This is a genomic window from Mobiluncus sp. (assembly GCF_985070215.1).
This window is the reverse complement of sequence record NZ_CFKZQR010000008.1, coordinates 16,729-33,409: the sequence shown is the minus strand read 5'-3', so window position 1 is coordinate 33,409 and position 16,681 is coordinate 16,729. Positions and strand designations below refer to the sequence as shown.

Below are 16,681 nucleotides of genomic sequence, written 5' to 3'. Positions count from 1 at the left end.
GCCCCAGGAGAGGCCAGCGGCACCCCGCTTACCGTTCATGTTGTGTAGACAAACTAAACTTTAGTGTACATAAAATGTAAATCGAGGTATAATAAAGACATCGAGCGGACATCTGTGATGACCGGATTCGAGAGGTGGGCTCAGGCTCACCGAGACGAGTACACAACGATAGTAAAGGAGGTGCAACGGTTATGAGTAACATATTGAACTGGCTAAAGACCGCCCCAAAAACTTTCACCAGCGGGAAGGTTATTTCCGGCGAGGCGCCCCGGATGTGCGCAGACACTGTGATGGCGAAAGCCTATCGAGTGAATATGGCGCATGAAATTTTGGCTGACCGTTAAGGGGGACGGAAACCAAAAAAACAGCAACGACGCAAGCGGACGAAGATGTCCGCTTTTTTGTTGCCTAAAATCCGGCGTGCCGGGACTGGAACGCGAGTGCCGTCTAGTTCGTCAGCCGCGGAGTCTCGCAAACAAAGCCTTTGAATCCGTGATTGCAATAGCCGTGGGGGTGGTGAAACAGGTACGCCTGATGATATGGCTCCGCGAGCCAAAACTCGCCGGCTGCGGCCTGGCTGAGAATCTCGGTTGTAATCGGCCCTCGACCGGCTTGGGCAAGGGTTTTCCCGAAGGATTGCCGGGATTGCTCGGCCAGCTGGCGCTGTTGCGCAGTAGTGTAAACAATCATCGAACGGTACTGACTGCCCCGATCGTTACCTTGCCGCTCGCCCTGAGTGGGGTCGTGGTTTTCCCAAAACACTTTCAGCAGGTCTCCCGCGCTCGTGCGGGTGGGGTCGTAGACTATGCGGGTAGTTTCGGCGTGCCCAGTTTGACCTGTACAGACATCTTCATAAGTGGGGTGCGGCCAGTGACCTCCCAGATAGCCCACCGCCGTGTTGATGACCCCGGGCTGGCTCCAAAAAATGCGTTCCACTCCCCAAAAACATCCCATCGCTACGTAAAGAACCTCGTGGGGAAGGGGCCACGGCCCGGTGAGAGAGGTTTTGAGCACGGGGTGAATATCGGTCAGGGCGGTCCCGGAATCGTTTTGAAAGCCAAAATCCATAATCCTAGTGTGACACCGTGCACCGGGATTGTCCTGGGCGGGGTTTCTCTGCCGGCCACAGAGCTATTAGACTCGAAAGCGTGTTTCAGCCGATAGTGGTCGCAGCGGCGATTGTGGATGACCTCAGCCAACCAACGCAGGTGCTGGGGGCGCAGCGTTCTTATCCCGAACAATGGCGGGGTTTCTATGAGTTTCCCGGCGGCAAAACTGAACCCGGAGAAACTCCTGAACAGGCGCTGCGCCGGGAGTTGCGCGAGGAACTATCAGCGGAAATTATCGTTGGGCAGCGATTGGAGGAAACCTGGCCTGCTCACGGAGGATTTCAGATGTACGTGTATCTGTGCGCCCTTGCGCCGCACAGCGCGGCACAGGTCGGAGCGGCGCATCTGGCCCTGCGATGGGTCGACCTCAAACATTCCGAGAGTTTGCCTTGGCTACCCGCTGATTATCCGATTCTGACCGCGATTGCGCGGCATTACGGCATCACCCAGGACTGAACGACGCGTCATTGCTCTCGTGCCTCTCGGGTATCTTCGGATGTGGTGTGGGCTCACCAGGTTTTGAGGTTCGGGCTCACAAGGGAGCTGCGGCGGTGTGGCGCGAAAATATGGGTTTTCTTTTGCCCGGTCAAGCTGGGGTATTGGTGTGTCAGGTCAGGATAGTGATAGTTTAGACCCCGTGTAAAAAGCTGTTTGCCCTACCGGGGGCGGCAAAAATTGAAACTATTTGTATAGAGAAGGCGAGAAATCCTTGTCCAACCAGCCTGCGGCCGCTGCGACAAAAAATGCCGGAGCCAAGTCCGCTCATCCTTACCGCGAGTTAACTTTCCGAGCCATTGTTGTCGGCGGATTAATCACCCTGATTTTCACCGCCGCTAACGCTTACCTCGGGTTGAAAGTCGGCCTAACCTTTGCGACTTCCATCCCGGCTGCCGTGATTTCCATGGCTATCCTGCGTTACTTCCATGATCACACGGTCGTGGAAAACAATATCGTCCAGACCATCGCTTCAGCGGCCGGGACGCTTTCGGCCATCATTTTTGTGGTTCCCGGCCTGGTCATGGTGGGGTACTGGTCCGGCTTCCCCTACTGGGAGACCACAGCCGTGTGCATGGTCGGTGGCATTCTCGGTGTGATGTATTCGATTCCGCTGCGTCGTGCTTTGGTGACCGGCTCCGACCTGCCCTATCCGGAGGGGGTAGCGGCTGCGGAAGTGTTGAAAGTGGGGGATGAAAACGGTTCCGCCGAGGAAAATCATCGCGGCTTGCTGGTGATTATCTGGGGCGGCTTGGCGTCCGCGGGAATGGCGCTGCTCACGGCGTTAAAAGCCGCCGCGGGGTCCTTGAGCGTGAACTTTAGGATTGGCGCCGGAGGCACCATGATTGGCGGTTCGTTGTCTCTGGCCTTGATGGGGGTGGGACACCTGGTCGGTCCTGCGGTTGGCATCGCGATGCTGGTCGGTTTGCTACTTTCCTATGGCATTCTGCTGCCGATTCTGACCCAGGGCCAGGTCGCCGGTCAGGATCTCGGTGATGTGGTCAGCACGGTTTTCGCCCACGATGTGCGGATGATTGGTGCTGGAGCTATGGCGGTGGCTGCAGTATGGACCCTGCTAAAGATTATTGGCCCCATCTTGCGCGGTATCGCTGATTCCTTGAAATCCTCTAAACTGCGTGAAACCGGAAACCAAGTTCCCTTGACGGAACAGGACATTCCTTTCAAATACGTGGCTGCCATTACTTTGCTGTCCATGATTCCCATTGGTTTGCTGCTGTGGAACTTCCTTCGAGATTCGCCCATCTCGCACCATCTGGTGGCGCTCATCATCCTCAGCATTCTGTTTGTGCTGGTTCTGGGCTTACTGATTGCCAGTATCTGTGGTTACATGGCGGGTCTGATTGGGGCCTCGAACTCTCCTATCTCTGGCGTGGGCATCATCGTGATTATTGCGGCTTCGCTGTTGATTCTGTTGGTGACTGGCAACACCAGCCAGACTCACCCCACCGAACTGACAGCCTACGCGCTGTTTACGACCGCTATCGTCTTTGGTATCGCCACCATCTCGAATGACAACCTGCAAGACCTGAAAACCGGCCAGCTGGTCGGAGCAACCCCGTGGAAACAGCAGGTAGCGCTCATCATCGGGGTTATATTCGGCTCCCTCGTGATTCCTCCGGTCCTACAGCTGTTGATGACCAGCTTTGGCTTCTCCGGGATGGAGGGCGTGGACGAGACTACCGCTCTGCAAGCTCCGCAAGCGACCCTGCTGTCCACCATCGCCAAGGGGATCTTTGGCGGGGACATGAACTGGCAGTTGTTCGGTCTGGGGGCTTTGATTGGTGTCGTTATCGTCATAGTTGATGAAATCATGGGTCGCGTCAGCCGTTTCAACCTGGCTCCGCTCGCTGTGGGCATGGGCATGTACCTTAACATTACGACCACACTGGTCATCTCGCTGGGCGCCCTGGTGGGTTGGATTTACAACCGTTGGGCGTTGCGCCAAGAAAAAGCGGAACAGTCCAAGCGTCTCGGGGTGCTGCTGGCTACCGGCATGATTGTGGGTGATTCACTGTTTGGGATTCTCAACGCTGGCATCATCGGAGCTACCAGTAACGCTGATGCCCTAGGAATCGTCCCGGATTCTTTTGCCCCCGTTGCCAAAGTCGTGGGAGTGATTGTTTTTGTGGGTTTGTTGGCCGTCAGCTACCGCTGGGTGATGAAGAAATCCGGCGAGTCCGAGTCGACACCAGCCTCAGAAATCAACGATTCTTCCCGAAGTGAAGCCTAAAAGACCCGGTCTGGGTGGGTTTACGGAAAGGAACAGACGCAATGACAGAAACAGCCGCTAGGAGAGTACCGTACTTGGATAAAGCCTTTCCCGAAGTCGCTGCTGCCATGGAGGAAGTGACTCGCAGGCTTAAGCCCGTTTACGAGCAGGTCGGTCTACCGGCTAGTCTGATTGAACTCGTTTGCCTACGTGCCAGTCAAATGAACAGGTGTGGGACTTGCCTTTCTGTACATGTGCCGCGGGCGCTACAAGCCGGTGTGTCCCAATTGCAGATTGATGTGTTGCCCAGTTGGAGGGAAGACACGGAATTGTTCACTCCTCAAGAAAAGGCCGCACTGGAGTTGACTGAGCACATCACCAGGCTCCCCGAAGGAGTGCGCAACTCCAGCGTGGGGGAGCGCGCGCAGACATTCTTTACCGAAGCTCAGGTGGCTGCTCTCGAATGGTGCGCCATCATGATTAATGCCAACAACCGGATTTCAATTGCTTCGCATCACCCGATTCGCAAGTATCCACCAGTATCCAGTTAGGAGAAAAAATGCTGCCGTTTCCAGCAATAGTCCCGGTGAAGCCCGAGGAACTTTCACCTTTCGAAAAATTTAATCAACTTGTGGCCAATGCCCTCGGTACCGTCTATGGCATGAGCATTGGCTATGTGCTGATTGTGGTACTGCTCGGTTTTGGAATCTACGCGACAATTCGCACCGGTGCCGTCCAGTTCACCATGTTTTCTAAAATGTGGAAGACCGTGATGGGTTCCCGGAAAGGCTCCCATGGAGGCATCAGTTCTTTCCAGGCTTTCGCGGTGGGGTTGGCCGACCGTATCGGCACCGGCAACATCGTCGGGGTAGCTATCGCGATTACCCTGGGCGGTGCCGGCTCCATCTTTTGGATGTGGATCGTGGCTCTGGTCGGTATGGCGAGCGCTTTCATCGAGGCGACCTTGGCCCAGATGTTCAAGGTCCGCAATCCCGACGGAACCTTCCGCGGCGGCCCCGCTTTCTATATCGAACGCGGTCTCGGCTCGCGTGCCTGGGGCTCCGTCTTTGCGGTTTTGCTCATCTTTACCTACGCTTTCACCTTCCAGCTGATTCAGGCCAATACCCTGGCTGGCTTAGCAAAGGCAAACTTCGGGATGCCTACCTACGCCACCGGGCTGTTGCTGGTAGCCATCACCGCGCCTTTCTTTATTGCCGGGATTCGTTCGGTAGCGCGTATCGCTGAATATCTGGCTCCGCTGATGGCAGTCATTTACATGACTTTGGCACTGATAGTCATTATCGAGAATATCGGACAGCTCGGTACAGTTTTCGCCATGATTTTCCAGGGCGCTTTCGGTGCGAACTCGGTAGCAGGTGGAACTCTAGGCGGGCTCTTTGCGGCTCTGATGAACGGCACGAAGCGCGGCTTGTTCTCAAATGAAGCCGGTATGGGTTCCGCCCCGAACGCGGCTGCGACCGCCACCGTGTCCCACCCGGTCAAGCAGGGAATGATTCAGTCCCTAGGTGTATTCGTGGACACCATTTTGGTTTGTAGCGCTACCGCTTTCATCGTGCTGCTAGGAGGGGTCTATGATCCGAATGCGGCTGAACAGCCCTCTGACGGCGCGGCCCTCACGGTTGATTCCCTGGCTGCTTTGGGTCCTTGGACTAAGCCGATTATCCTCATCGTCATCTTTATGTTCGTTTACTCGACTTTGCTGGGTAACTTTAGCTATTCCGAAGGCAACATCAAATACCTGCTGGGCATCGAAAACAACGCGTGGATTGTCAAGGCGATTTCCATCATCGCGGTGTTCCTGGGCTCAGTGCTCTCCTTGGAAATGGTGTGGAACTTGGGCGACTGGACCGCGGCGTTGATGGCCATCATGAACTTGGTGGCTTGCACCCTGCTGTTCAAGTGGGCTCTGGGTGCCCTCAAGGATTACCAGCACCAACTGGAAACGAAGAGCGAGGACGAAATCCAGTTCTGTTCCACTGACAATAAGTTCCTTCCCGGTGAGCTTCCCACCGATATTTGGACAAAAGAAGCCATCGCGCAGGGACACAATATTTCCAGTGACCCGACTTCGTGGGAACACGGAGATTAATCTGAAATCAAGTTGGCCCCAGGAACCGCGATGTTCCTGGGGCCAACTGTATCCCCTCTCGCACGGAGTCGCTACCGCCACGCAAGCATTCGGCCTTTTCGTATGCGCGCGGCAAACCCGGTAGCATAGAGGGGCGTGAAAACGCGATGACAACGAACTATTGAAGGAAGTAAACGTGAGCGATCTGATTGACGAACTGACTTGGCGGGGCCTGATTAAGCAACACACCGATTTGGACGCGTTGCGCCGGGCTTTGAACGAAGGTCCGCTCACGTTCTATTGCGGCTTTGACCCGACCGCGGCATCCCTGCATCACGGACACCTAGTGCAGCTCATTATGATGCGCCATTTGCAGCTGGCAGGACACCATCCCATCGCGCTGGTTGGGGGAGCGACCGGTTTGATTGGTGACCCGCGTATGACTTCGGAACGCCAGCTGCAGGACAAGGAAACGGTGGCGGGCTGGGCGGACCGTCTGCAGCACCAAATCGAGCGTTTCCTCGATTTCGAGGGCGATAATCCGGCGCGAATGGTCAACAACCTGGAGTGGACCGCGTCCCTGTCCGCGATTGATTTGCTGCGCGACCTGGGCAAGAACTTCCGGATGGGTACCATGCTGTCCAAGGACGCCGTGGCGCGGCGACTCAAGAGCGAAGAAGGCATTTCTTTTACAGAATTTTCCTACCAAATCCTGCAAGCCAATGATTACCTGCAGCTGTACCGCAAATACGGCGTCACCTTGGAAACCGGGGGCAACGACCAGTGGGGCAATCTGGTCGGGGGCATGGACCTGATTCGTAAGGTTGAAGGCAAAGATGTCCACGTGATGACGACGCCTCTGATTACGAAATCAGACGGCACCAAGTTTGGCAAATCCGAGGGCGGGGCGATTTGGCTCGATCCGGAAATGTTCAGTCCCTACGCGTTCTACCAGTTCTGGTTGAATACTGAGGACGCCGACGTAGTCAACTTGCTGAAAGTCTTTACTTTCCTGAGCCGCGAGGAAATCGAAGCATTGGAAACCGAAACACAGCAAAACCCGGGGAAGCGCGCTGCCCAACGAGCTTTGGCTGAAGCCGTGACCACCCTGGTGCACGGGGCGGATCAAACCGAGCGGGTGAAGGCCGCTTCGACGGCGCTGTTCGGACGCGGCGACCTGCGTGAGGTCGACGGGAAAACCCTGGTAGCGGCCACTGCGGACCTGCCGCGGACCCAGGCTGTGCTGGGAGAAACCAATATTTTGCATCTGTTGGTGGACTCGGGGTTGGAAAAGGGCATTGGGGCGGCAAAACGTACTGTCGCCTCCGGGGGCGCGTACCTGAATAACGAAAAGGTCGAGGACGAAAGTCGGGTCGTTACCGCCGCAGATGTGCTGCCGGGCGGGGTTGTCTTGTTCCGGAAGGGCAAACGGCAGCTCGGCGTAGCCGTTACGGAATGAAGGCAATGACGGTTTTTTCCTAAACGGCGTTCACCTTTCGTAGATGAGTAATCTGTCCTAAGATGGATGTATATCCCAACGGTGTGATACTGAACTGTCAAAGGAGACTGCGATGTCTGATACGGAAACTAAGACGATTTATCCTTCTGCCCAAGCCGAAGCCCAAGCACGTCAGATGCACCAGCGCTGTGAGGCTTCTTTCCGTAGTTTGGTGCCAAACCTGGAGCGGGTGGTGGGACTGCCGGAAGGCCGTCCGTTACGAGCCGTCCAGTCCCCATTTACTGGAATTGATGCTTTCGGGGTTCCCCAAGCCACCCTGGCAGACTTGGATCAAGCCATCGTGCGTGCCCGTAGTGCGGGGCGGCGCTGGGGCAAGGCTCCTGCCGCCACCCGGGCGCAGTTTTTGTACAGACTTCATGACCTGCTGTGGCAGCACATGGACGAAATCCTCGACGTGATTCAGTGGGAAACCGGCAAGTCTCGCTACCACGCTTATGACGAAATCCAGGATATTGCCCTGAACTGCCGCTACTATGCGCGCACTCTCTCTCACGCGGTTCGCGATGAGCGCCGCCGCGGGGCGTTTCCTGGCGTGACGCGCACTTTCGTAATGTATGAGCCCAAGGGAGTTGTGGGGGTAATTGCGCCGTGGAACTACCCGCTGTCGATGGGGATTACGGACGCTATCGCGGCTTTGGCTGCTGGTAATGCCATTGTGACCAAGCCGGATTCCAACACTCCGCTGTCGGTGGTGGTCGGCAAAGCCCTGATGGTCGAGGCCGGGTTGGATCCTGATTTGTTCATTATGGTGCCCGGACGTGGCTCCGAACTGGGAACCCCGCTCATTAAACAGGTTGACTACATGTTGTTTACCGGTTCCACCGCTACGGGACGGATTATTGCCAAGCAATCGGGCGAAAACCTGATTGGGGTTTCGGCTGAACTGGGCGGCAAGAACCCGATGATAGTGCTGGAGGACGCAAGGGTTGACGACGCGGTGCGAGGCCTGGTGCGGTCTGCCTACGCCAATACTGGTCAGCTTTGTGTTTCCATTGAACGTCTCTATGTCCAAGACTCGATTTATGACGAGTTCAAAGCTAAGCTCATCAAACGTATCAACGATATGAAGGTTGAGGTTTCCTTTGATTGGGAGGCCGATATGGGGGTTCTAGTTTCCGACCACCAGCTCGAAACGATTGATACCCAAGTTCAGGACGCTCTGAGCAAGGGCGCGGTAGCTCTGGCCGGCGGCCATGCACTGCCCGAAATTAGCTACACCGCTTATGCGCCCACCCTTCTGGAAGGTGTCGAGGAGGGAATGACCCTGTACGACCATGAGACGTTTGGTCCCGTGGTTTCTCTGTATCGTTTCCATACCGATGAACAGGCCATAGCCCTGGCCAATGACACGAATTACGGCTTGAACGCCTCGGTTTGGGGCAAGCCGGCTCACGCTGTGGCGGTGGCACGTCGGATTGAGGCGGGCACGGTCAATGTCAACGAGGGGTTCACCGCCGCCTGGGGTTCCACCGATGCTCCTATGGGTGGCTGGAAAGATTCTGGTCTGGGGCGTCGCCACGGTATCGAGGGCATCCATAAATACATGGAATCGCGTACGATTGCCGTGCAAAACCGCGCGGTTCCTATCGCTCCGGTTATGGGATTGAGCCAGGAACAATACGTCACGGTCTTAAAATTCGCCCTGAAAGCTATGCGGCGACTGCATCTCTAGGGATACATTTTCCTCTTCGCGACGGGTTCGGAATCGCGCCGTAACTCTCGGTGTGACCGAACCCGTCGTCCTTTGCGGGGCCGGAACGTTTAGCGGGGGATGTAGTAGCGTACCCGCCAGGCAGCGTCCCCGGATTTCGGGCGCCAGTTTTCGTCCGAACGGGTCAGATCCAGTTGCCAGCGAACCGGATCGATGACCGGGGCATAAGCCACCGTGCTCATTGGAGGCACCATCGCGGTCATGTCCAGCTGGGTGACTACCAGTAAATCCGCCAGTCCGATCTCCATGACTTCGCGATACACTTTCGCTCCGCCGGTAATCCACACCTGGGGGGTGTTGGCGCACAGTTCCAACGCTTCGTTGAGGCTGTGGGCTACCTCGACATCAGGGGCGGTGAACTCACGAGACCCGGTGAGGACGATATTGCGCCGACCGGGCAGCGCCTGTCCCAGGGAGAGGAACGAGGCGCGTCCCATAATCACTGGATTACCCATAGTGGTGTCTTTGAAATGCTTGAAGTCCGCGGGGACGTGCCACAGCATTTTGCCGCCAGCACCCAACACTTTTGCCTTGTCCTCAGCCCAAATCATCCCGAGGACACGGATACCGTGTCCGGCGCGGGATTCAGTCGGTGAGCCCTCCGGGATGGGGGTCGGGTCAGGAGAGACAGGCGGAGTCCATCCGTAGGGATTGTGTACCGGTTTATTTGCGCCAGGATTCAAGCCGACCATGCTGCCTCTCACGTCAGACCGCTACGGGAGCGGAAATCTTGGGGTGGTGTTGATAATTCGCCAGACGAATCATGTCAAAAGTGTAGCCGTCAATAGAGTCGGCTCTATCCAGTTCCAAAGTGGGGAAGGGGAAAGGCTCGCGGGACAGCTGTTGAGTGACTTGGTCCACGTGGTTGGCATAGATGTGGCAGTCTCCGCCGGTCCACACGAGTTCGCCGACTTGTAAATCAGACTGTTGAGCCAGCATATGGGTCAGCAAAGCGTAGGAGGCGATGTTGAAAGGTACCCCCAGGAACATATCCGCCGAACGCTGATAGATCTGCAGGGAGAGCCGGCCTTGCCCGACCCAGCATTGAAAGAAAGCGTGGCAGGGAGCCAGCGCCATCCGTTCCAACTCCGAAACGTTCCAGGCCGACACCAGCATACGCCGAGAAGAGGGGTCGTTCTTCAGGGTATCGAGCAGGTTTCTCACCTGATCCACCGGGCCGGCTGCGGTGGGCCAGGCACGCCACTGATGACCGTAAATCGGTCCCAAATCCCCCGAGTCATCCGCCCACTCGTCCCAGATATGGATATTGTTCTCCTTTAGCCAGCGGTTGTTCGTCCCCCCCTGTAAGAACCACAGCAGTTCACCGACCACGCCGTGCCAGTACAGACTCTTGGTCGTGATGGCGGGGAAGCCTTGCGAGAGGTCATAGCGCAGCTGGCGCCCGAAAATCGAGCGGGTTCCCGTGCCGGTACGGTCGGGTTTTTCCACTCCGTGGGACATAATGTCGGCTAATAAGTCCTCGTATTGGTGGTCGGTGATGGTCATATCTTCCCTTCTTAAACACGCTGAAGGCGGTATAAAACCACTGTATCAGGGACCCCTACAGCAAAAATTCGTCCGCCTTGACGGTCTCTTTGGCGAAGGCGTTTTCAATGGTCTTTATCACGGCTCGCTCCACTCCTACCGCAAAAAAAGGAATCGCGCAGGTAACTTCGCCCTCCAGCGTAATCTCGGTGCCGGACTGCGGAGTCGGCTCAGATTTCGCCACCATAGTGGTCGAAAACTTTACGGGGACACCCGCCATCGAGCCGCTCATAGTGCCGTTCTCAACCCACCCGGACTGATTCAAATCCCAGACTTCCACCACTTTTAGGTTCAGCCCGGTATTGAGCTTGTTGGCCAGTTGGTCCAGGTATTCAGTAGAAATGGACACGGTGGAAGATACCCGGATACGGTTATCGACCAGGCTCAAATCAACTTGGGCATGATCATCCAAATCCGCCCAGCGTTTTTTATAGTATTCCGGGTTTTTTAACATCGCGGTGACTTGGGCGCGAGATCCGGGATAAGCCAGGGTCTGGGTGAATTTCATGTCGGGTCTCTCCTGAAGCATCAATTACCCTTATATTCTAAATGCAGGTTGCTCAAAACACAGCCCAACGCATAACCTGAGAAGGTGTCGACGTTTAAACGCTCCCTGGGGGAACCCCCATTCCAGGCATTGACCGAAGATGCTGTAGAACAGCTGTATCGTTTGGTGTCGGATTGGCAAATCATCTCTGACCTGTCCCAAGCCGATTTGTTGCTGTGGTTGCCGAACCGTTATGACGGCATGTCTTGCGCAGCTCACTGCCGTCCGGCCACCGGACCTACGGTTCACCTCGATGACGTGATTGGGCTGAACTTGCCTGCTACCCGTCTGCCCCTGCTGGAACAGGTCCAGTTAAAAGGCGAGATTATCGAGAACCCCGTACGACGTTGGACGGGGATGAACACGGTATCCGAGGTACTGGTGCCCGTGCCTTTTGCGGGACGAAACATTGGAGTCCTGGCGATTGAGACCAACCTGGCTTTCCAGGTCGGCGAGATTGGTGGCGAGGGTTGGTTTAAAGCGGTTTCCCGGACACTGTGGAAGATGGTGGCAGCCGGAGACTTTCCCTTCGAGGTCACTCCGACTACCGGTAAGCACGGCAATCCCCGGGTGGCCGATGGGGCCTTGATGCTGGACAATGAGGGGCTGGTAGAACATTGTTCACCGAACGGGATTTCTGCTTTTAAACGGCTTGGTTTTCACAACCAGCTCCATGGCACGAAACTTAGCGACTCCGTCTTGCCGCTGTTGGAAAAAGGCGCCGTCATCGATGAGGATTTGTCAACGGTGCTGCGGGGACGATCTTCTGCCCTGGCCGAGATTGACGTGCGCGGAGTGGATTTGACCATTCGTTCGCTACCGCTGGTCGAGGAAGGGGAACGGATTGGAGCCCTGCTGCTGTGCCGTGATGTGACCGAAAAACGCCATCGTGAAAAGGAACTGTTGAGCAAAGATGCCACCATTCGCGAAGTGCATCACCGGGTGAAAAACAACCTCCAAACGGTCAGCGCTCTGTTGCGCCTGCAAGCTCGCCGTTCGGATAACGCGGTGGTTCAAGAGGAATTGTCTCAGGCGGAACGGCGAATTTCGATTATTGCGATGGTGCACGAGGCACTGTCACATACGGTTGATGAGACCGTGTCTTTTGACGACACGTTCCGGAAACTACTGGCTTTGGTGGCGACCGCGGCGTCCTCCGACCACTTCGTGGAGACGCGTTTCTTGGGCAGCTTTGGGACGCTGGGAGCGGACGCGGCCTCTGCCCTCGGGTTAGTGCTTACCGAGTTGGTGACCAACGCGATTGAACACGGTTTGGAAGGCCGTGGCGGGGTGGTAGAGGTCGAGGCCCACCGGGACGACCACAACGAGACTTTGGTGGTGACGGTGACCGACGACGGGCATGGACTCACCGGCAACTCGGTCGGTTCAGGCTTGGGCACTCAGATTGTCCAGACTTTGGTCAAAACCGAACTGGTCGGGACGGTGCAGTGGGAAAACCGAGAGCCTCCCGCGAGCGGTACGATTGTGCGCCTCACCGCTACTAAGCTGTAAGCCGGCAGCTTCCGGTAGCCTGTCGGGCTAGTAAAAAACCGTGGTGGTGAGCCACCTAATGCGCTCACCACCAGCGGGGTCTTTCCTGGGTTTGACGCCCCCAGAGGCGTGTAACTTAGAGGCTCGAAGCGCGGCGCGCACGGGCATTGCGGGCATTGCGACGCTTCAAAGAACGACGCTCATCCTCGCTGGTGCCGCCCCAGACGCCGGCATCTTGGTTATTGTCCAGAGCCCACTTCAGGCAAACGTCCACAACCTGGCAGGTCGCGCACACAGCCTTAGCTTCTTCAATCTGAGCCAATGCCGGGCCGGTGTTCCCCACGGGGAAGAAAAGTTCAGGATCTACGGTTAAGCAAGCTGCTTGATCACGCCAGTCCATAATTGCTCCTTAGAGTTCGGTGCAAAAGAATCGGTTAGGGATTTGTAAAACTTTTGCGTGGAATAAATTCGACTTAACAAGGGTGACATCATTCCAGCGCATTTTCAAGAGATGTAAATGAAGAATTTTTCAAAAATCAGGTGATATGTGTCACATTAGCACTTGGAGGGAGTAGCGCGCCCACTTCGGAGCTCGTCTGATAAATCGCTGGAAATTCGCCAATAACCTGGAGTTTTCGGACAAAATCCATCTCGATATCGAGGTAATTTGCCGCTCGATGTCTGGCTTCGATGGTGTTTCCTAAATGGGTTAGTGTTACTTTCCGATTGGTAAAATTCGGTAATGGGAGGGTTAAATTTCCCGGCATAAGCCCAGGTGAACGCAATTCTAGGAATGTTAGGTCAAACTTCAGGCTACTCTCAATACACTCCCGTAAAATATTCAGGTTAGGGGTGTTATGTTCAGAATTGGAGACAATGACAAAGGTATCGCGGTCAATGTGTTCAAGTTCAAAATCTTCTGCCTCAATCACCCGATAACCGAGACGGCGATATTCCCGTTTCAATTGAGCCACCAGGGGACGCATCTCGGCGAGGTCGTCCACTACCCAGTGGCGCCGCGCGGGCGAAAGGCTCAGCCAATCACGGCGCGATGAGGACCAGCCTAACGTAACAAGCTGGGCGGCGCGTGGCATTTCTCGATGGGAAAATAATTTAGGCATCTCTGTTAAGACAATTGACTCACCTCTCGAGGCCGTAGGGGTACCGTCAGGACAGTCCGCACCAGGCGTGGTGCCAACTATTTCGGCTAAGCCCTCACAGTTGGGCAGACCGATTTGGGCAGTGGCACATGTGTTGCCGATTTGCCACACCCCGCGGCCGGGCGCGACTACGGCAGGCAATGCGTCGCTCAAACGCCCGCGCACTCGGTTGGATTCAATGCCGGCAGAATGCAAATCCACCGTATCGCGTGGGCACAACACATACTTTTCCCCAGCCAAGGCTCCCCAAGCGCTATGCCCAGCGCCCAACGGAGCCGTGAAAGCCAGCAAATAGCCCCCCGCCCCATTTTCGCTCAGCACCGTTTCCAGGCGCTTGACCCCCTGGCCCGGATAGAGCCGTTCCAGCTCGTCAGCCAGTAAATCCGCGCGGTCAATAGCCACCGCGGTCCCTTCTAAACCACAGTCAGCCGCTAAGGAGATGAATTGATCGAGTTTCCACAAGTCTTTCGGGGAGAATACGGTGAGAATGTGTTGGAGCGGGGAGACTAACGGTTCGCTCAGTCCGCTCCACCGGTTCCAGAACGCCGACGGGTTGGGGGTGATGACTATCACCGAGCGATTTTGCCTCAGCCACGTCGTGGTCAGGGAGGCTAGGGCGGTGGTTCGTCCGCTGCCGGGATTGCCGAAAATCCCCAAGCTCGTTTGGGGCAAACGCCAGCTTTGGCGAGCCTGGTGGGGAAAGTCCAGCAGGGCGAAACTGCCGGGGGGACACGGTGTGGCCAATGGCAGATCGGGACACCAGATTTCCGGTAGGCGTGCATTGTCGCAGCCTTGCTCCCAGGCTTGGCGAATCTGATCCACACAGTGGCGTACCCAGTCGGCTTTTCCGCACCAGGCGGCTTGTGCCACGCCGGAGGTGAGCCCCTCCCAAAACAGACGCCCCGGAATGGGCGGGAGGCTCGCCGCCCGCGTATCGCTGAGTATCTCGGTCGAGTCTTGGGGAGAACGAACCCGCAGGGCAATCCGTAGGTTGGTATTAGCCAGAATCTGGCCGTTAACCACCCCACCGGGCTTTTGTGTAGCCAAAATCAGGTGCAGTCCCAGCGAACGTCCGTGCGTAGCCAGGCGAATCAGGTTTTCCAAAGTTTCGGGATGATCCGTGGCAAGGGCGCGAAATTCATCCACCACGATGAGGACTCTAGGCAGCCGTTGCCCGGTGAGCTGGTGATAATGCTCCAGGTCGCGGGCTTTAACCTGGGACAGAACCGTCTCTCGCTGCTTCAGGAATGCCTCCAGGGACGCTAGAGCACGAGAGGTGAGTTGCGGCGTCAAGTCCGTCAACACGCCGTGAGTGTGGGGTAGCGCCCCCAGCGCCTCGAATGCCGCCCCGCCCTTGTAATCGAGCAAAATAAACCGTAAATCGCGGGGAGAATAGTGCAAAGCCAGTGCCATCAACCACGTGGTCAGCAGTTCCGATTTCCCGGCCCCGGTCGTGCCCGCCACCAGGGCGTGAGGTCCTTCTTTCACCAAATCAACCAGCCACGGACGTTCTGCGGTGCTCACCCCGAGCTGAGCGCACAAGCCTGGGGGAGGTGCCTGCCAGCTTTGGGTGATAGCTTCGGGACTGGTTTGCCACCACTGGCTGACATCAACCAAGTCGGGCAGGCTTTCGGCGGGGGGTATGGCGGTCAAGCTAAGGCGTCGCGGATTGTCCCCCAAGGCCTCCAGGAGAGAGCCGAACCAGGCGGCCGTAATAACACGGCGGCGTGGGGGCGGATTGAGGATACGTTGCGCCCATGGCGGAGGGGTATCGGCGGTGATGGTCATCCCGACTTCGTCCGTCTCCAAATGCGGGGTTTCGCCGGGGTTAAACACGCGAATCACCAGGGTTTGCGGTGAGGTCTGGCCCGGTTCTTCGCGAGGTTTGATTCCGCGCCACGGGTCGGGATTCTTTTCGCTGAGCCGAGCCTGACCAAACAGGATGGCCTGGGCGATGACCCACCGGGCTTGGTCCGCGCCTTTTGCTCCTGTGAAACACAGCGTTTCTCCCGGTTGAATCTGCAGGACGCGCCGGCGCAGTTTCCGACCCGAAAACACCCGAATCACGCTGACCTTTTGCGAGGGCGTCACTAGGGGAGCAGCAGCGGCGAGCCACAGCTTTTCCGGGGTCGGTACCGCCAATGCCCGTCGGATGAACACCACCAGGGTAATCACGCCGGCAATGCCCAGAATCACCAGCAGGCGCCACCCCAGGAAAGCCCCCAAACCCAACATGAGCAGCAGCGGCAGGAACATAAACAAAGCGGTGCGTCCCGCAAACTGTCGCGGCGCCGGGGGAGGAGTCAGACGAAGGTCAGGTGGACGGTAGCTTAGGCGCAAGATGGTGGCCCCAAGTTTTAGGCGCGCACCGGGCTTGAGGCGGCAGGCCCGACGTATCCGGTGGGTCCAGGGCAACGTTTTCCATATTTTGTACACAGGCGCGGAACCGGGAAACGGCAAAGCGCGCAAAGTTTTTTTCGACGGCTCCAGGTGCAGATTTTGGCGCGAGACTTGCGGGTCGCTCAGTCCGCTCAGTCTGCCAAAAATCCCTGGAATCGCGGGCAATGCTTGGCCTGAATCGGGTCCTTTGATAACGACCCAGAGCAGGGGAGATGTCAGAGCCGCCCGTGGTTGCAAAAAATGTTCCATACCCTCAAGTTAGGGACCACAACCGATTTTCGCAAACGGTTATCCACAGGCTGTGGATAACCGTAGGTGAGGACTTGTTGATAACCCTCAAAAAGTTGTGCAAAACCTGTTTAGAGCGCAGTTCTGATCCGGAGAA

14 protein-coding genes are annotated in these 16,681 nt (G+C 56.6%); 8 read left to right on the top strand and 6 right to left on the bottom strand.

Annotation, left to right across the window (positions count from 1 at the left end; translation table 11 throughout):
• The first annotated feature begins 191 nt into the window (after positions 1 to 191).
• On the top strand, positions 192 to 344 hold the full coding sequence (locus AC5LBQ_RS02930; protein ID WP_493264577.1) for a hypothetical protein: 153 nt from the start codon (positions 192 to 194) through the stop codon (positions 342 to 344).
• 103 nt (positions 345 to 447) lie between these two features.
• Here AC5LBQ_RS02930 and msrA read toward each other — a convergent pair whose 3' ends face one another.
• On the bottom strand, positions 448 to 1,068 hold the full coding sequence (gene msrA, locus AC5LBQ_RS02925; RefSeq protein ID WP_321075079.1) for a peptide-methionine (S)-S-oxide reductase MsrA: 621 nt from the start codon (positions 1,066 to 1,068) through the stop codon (positions 448 to 450).
• A gap of 80 nt (positions 1,069 to 1,148) precedes the next feature.
• Here msrA and AC5LBQ_RS02920 point away from each other — a divergent pair, with 80 nt between their 5' ends.
• The 6 genes from AC5LBQ_RS02920 (at position 1,149) to AC5LBQ_RS02895 (ending at position 9,114) form a co-directional block, all read left to right on the top strand.
• The gene (locus tag AC5LBQ_RS02920; protein ID WP_297346233.1) at positions 1,149 to 1,565 is read left to right on the top strand and encodes a (deoxy)nucleoside triphosphate pyrophosphohydrolase; all 417 of its coding nucleotides are present in this window, start codon (positions 1,149 to 1,151) and stop codon (positions 1,563 to 1,565) included.
• Positions 1,566 to 1,818: 253 nt separating this feature from the next.
• Positions 1,819 to 3,855 (top strand): OPT family oligopeptide transporter, encoded by a 2,037-nt coding sequence (locus tag AC5LBQ_RS02915; protein ID WP_493264576.1) that lies wholly within the window; start codon positions 1,819 to 1,821, stop codon positions 3,853 to 3,855.
• 41 nt (positions 3,856 to 3,896) lie between these two features.
• Positions 3,897 to 4,385 (top strand): carboxymuconolactone decarboxylase family protein, encoded by a 489-nt coding sequence (locus tag AC5LBQ_RS02910; protein ID WP_297591020.1) that lies wholly within the window; start codon positions 3,897 to 3,899, stop codon positions 4,383 to 4,385.
• A gap of 8 nt (positions 4,386 to 4,393) precedes the next feature.
• Entirely contained in the window at positions 4,394 to 5,944 is a 1,551-nt protein-coding gene (locus AC5LBQ_RS02905) for an alanine/glycine:cation symporter family protein (protein WP_311498136.1), read from the top strand.
• Between the two features lie 175 nt (positions 5,945 to 6,119).
• Positions 6,120 to 7,382, top strand: a complete 1,263-nt coding sequence (gene tyrS, locus AC5LBQ_RS02900; RefSeq protein ID WP_493264575.1) for a tyrosine--tRNA ligase — start codon at positions 6,120 to 6,122, stop codon at positions 7,380 to 7,382.
• A gap of 112 nt (positions 7,383 to 7,494) precedes the next feature.
• The gene (locus AC5LBQ_RS02895; RefSeq protein ID WP_493264574.1) at positions 7,495 to 9,114 is read left to right on the top strand and encodes a succinic semialdehyde dehydrogenase; all 1,620 of its coding nucleotides are present in this window, start codon (positions 7,495 to 7,497) and stop codon (positions 9,112 to 9,114) included.
• 89 nt (positions 9,115 to 9,203) lie between these two features.
• Here the strand turns inward: AC5LBQ_RS02895 and AC5LBQ_RS02890 are convergent, their stop codons facing one another.
• The 3 genes from AC5LBQ_RS02890 to AC5LBQ_RS02880 are packed head-to-tail and all read right to left on the bottom strand — an operon-like array spanning position 9,204 to position 11,206.
• Entirely contained in the window at positions 9,204 to 9,845 is a 642-nt protein-coding gene (locus AC5LBQ_RS02890) for a dihydrofolate reductase (RefSeq protein WP_493264597.1), read from the bottom strand.
• A 13-nt stretch (positions 9,846 to 9,858) separates the two neighbouring features.
• The gene (locus AC5LBQ_RS02885) at positions 9,859 to 10,659 is read right to left on the bottom strand and encodes a thymidylate synthase (RefSeq protein WP_491680891.1); all 801 of its coding nucleotides are present in this window, start codon (positions 10,657 to 10,659) and stop codon (positions 9,859 to 9,861) included.
• 55 nt (positions 10,660 to 10,714) lie between these two features.
• Complete coding sequence (locus AC5LBQ_RS02880) at positions 10,715 to 11,206, bottom strand: DUF2505 domain-containing protein (protein WP_493264573.1); 492 nt, start codon at positions 11,204 to 11,206, stop codon at positions 10,715 to 10,717.
• A gap of 84 nt (positions 11,207 to 11,290) precedes the next feature.
• Here AC5LBQ_RS02880 and AC5LBQ_RS02875 point away from each other — a divergent pair, with 84 nt between their 5' ends.
• On the top strand, positions 11,291 to 12,757 hold the full coding sequence (locus AC5LBQ_RS02875; protein WP_493264572.1) for a sensor histidine kinase: 1,467 nt from the start codon (positions 11,291 to 11,293) through the stop codon (positions 12,755 to 12,757).
• Positions 12,758 to 12,872: 115 nt separating this feature from the next.
• Here the strand turns inward: AC5LBQ_RS02875 and AC5LBQ_RS02870 are convergent, their stop codons facing one another.
• Complete coding sequence (locus AC5LBQ_RS02870; protein WP_295027371.1) at positions 12,873 to 13,136, bottom strand: WhiB family transcriptional regulator; 264 nt, start codon at positions 13,134 to 13,136, stop codon at positions 12,873 to 12,875.
• Positions 13,137 to 13,272: 136 nt separating this feature from the next.
• On the bottom strand, positions 13,273 to 16,545 hold the full coding sequence (locus AC5LBQ_RS02865; protein ID WP_493264571.1) for an FtsK/SpoIIIE domain-containing protein: 3,273 nt from the start codon (positions 16,543 to 16,545) through the stop codon (positions 13,273 to 13,275).
• Positions 16,546 to 16,681 lie beyond the last annotated feature (136 nt).

Bases quoted from the DNA above. Each gene is read 5' to 3' on its own strand.
- AC5LBQ_RS02930 (WP_493264577.1), top strand. From the start codon at position 192: ATGAGTAACATATTGAACTGGCTAAAGACCGCCCCAAAAACTTTCACC.
- msrA (WP_321075079.1), bottom strand. From the start codon at position 1,068: ATGGATTTTGGCTTTCAAAACGATTCCGGGACCGCCCTGACCGATATT.
- AC5LBQ_RS02910 (WP_297591020.1), top strand. From the start codon at position 3,897: ATGACAGAAACAGCCGCTAGGAGAGTACCGTACTTGGATAAAGCCTTT.
- AC5LBQ_RS02905 (WP_311498136.1), top strand. From the start codon at position 4,394: ATGCTGCCGTTTCCAGCAATAGTCCCGGTGAAGCCCGAGGAACTTTCA.
- AC5LBQ_RS02895 (WP_493264574.1), top strand. From the start codon at position 7,495: ATGTCTGATACGGAAACTAAGACGATTTATCCTTCTGCCCAAGCCGAA.
- AC5LBQ_RS02890 (WP_493264597.1), bottom strand. From the start codon at position 9,845: ATGGTCGGCTTGAATCCTGGCGCAAATAAACCGGTACACAATCCCTAC.
- AC5LBQ_RS02885 (WP_491680891.1), bottom strand. From the start codon at position 10,659: ATGACCATCACCGACCACCAATACGAGGACTTATTAGCCGACATTATG.
- AC5LBQ_RS02880 (WP_493264573.1), bottom strand. From the start codon at position 11,206: ATGAAATTCACCCAGACCCTGGCTTATCCCGGATCTCGCGCCCAAGTC.
- AC5LBQ_RS02870 (WP_295027371.1), bottom strand. From the start codon at position 13,136: ATGGACTGGCGTGATCAAGCAGCTTGCTTAACCGTAGATCCTGAACTT.
- AC5LBQ_RS02865 (WP_493264571.1), bottom strand. From the start codon at position 16,545: ATGGAACATTTTTTGCAACCACGGGCGGCTCTGACATCTCCCCTGCTC.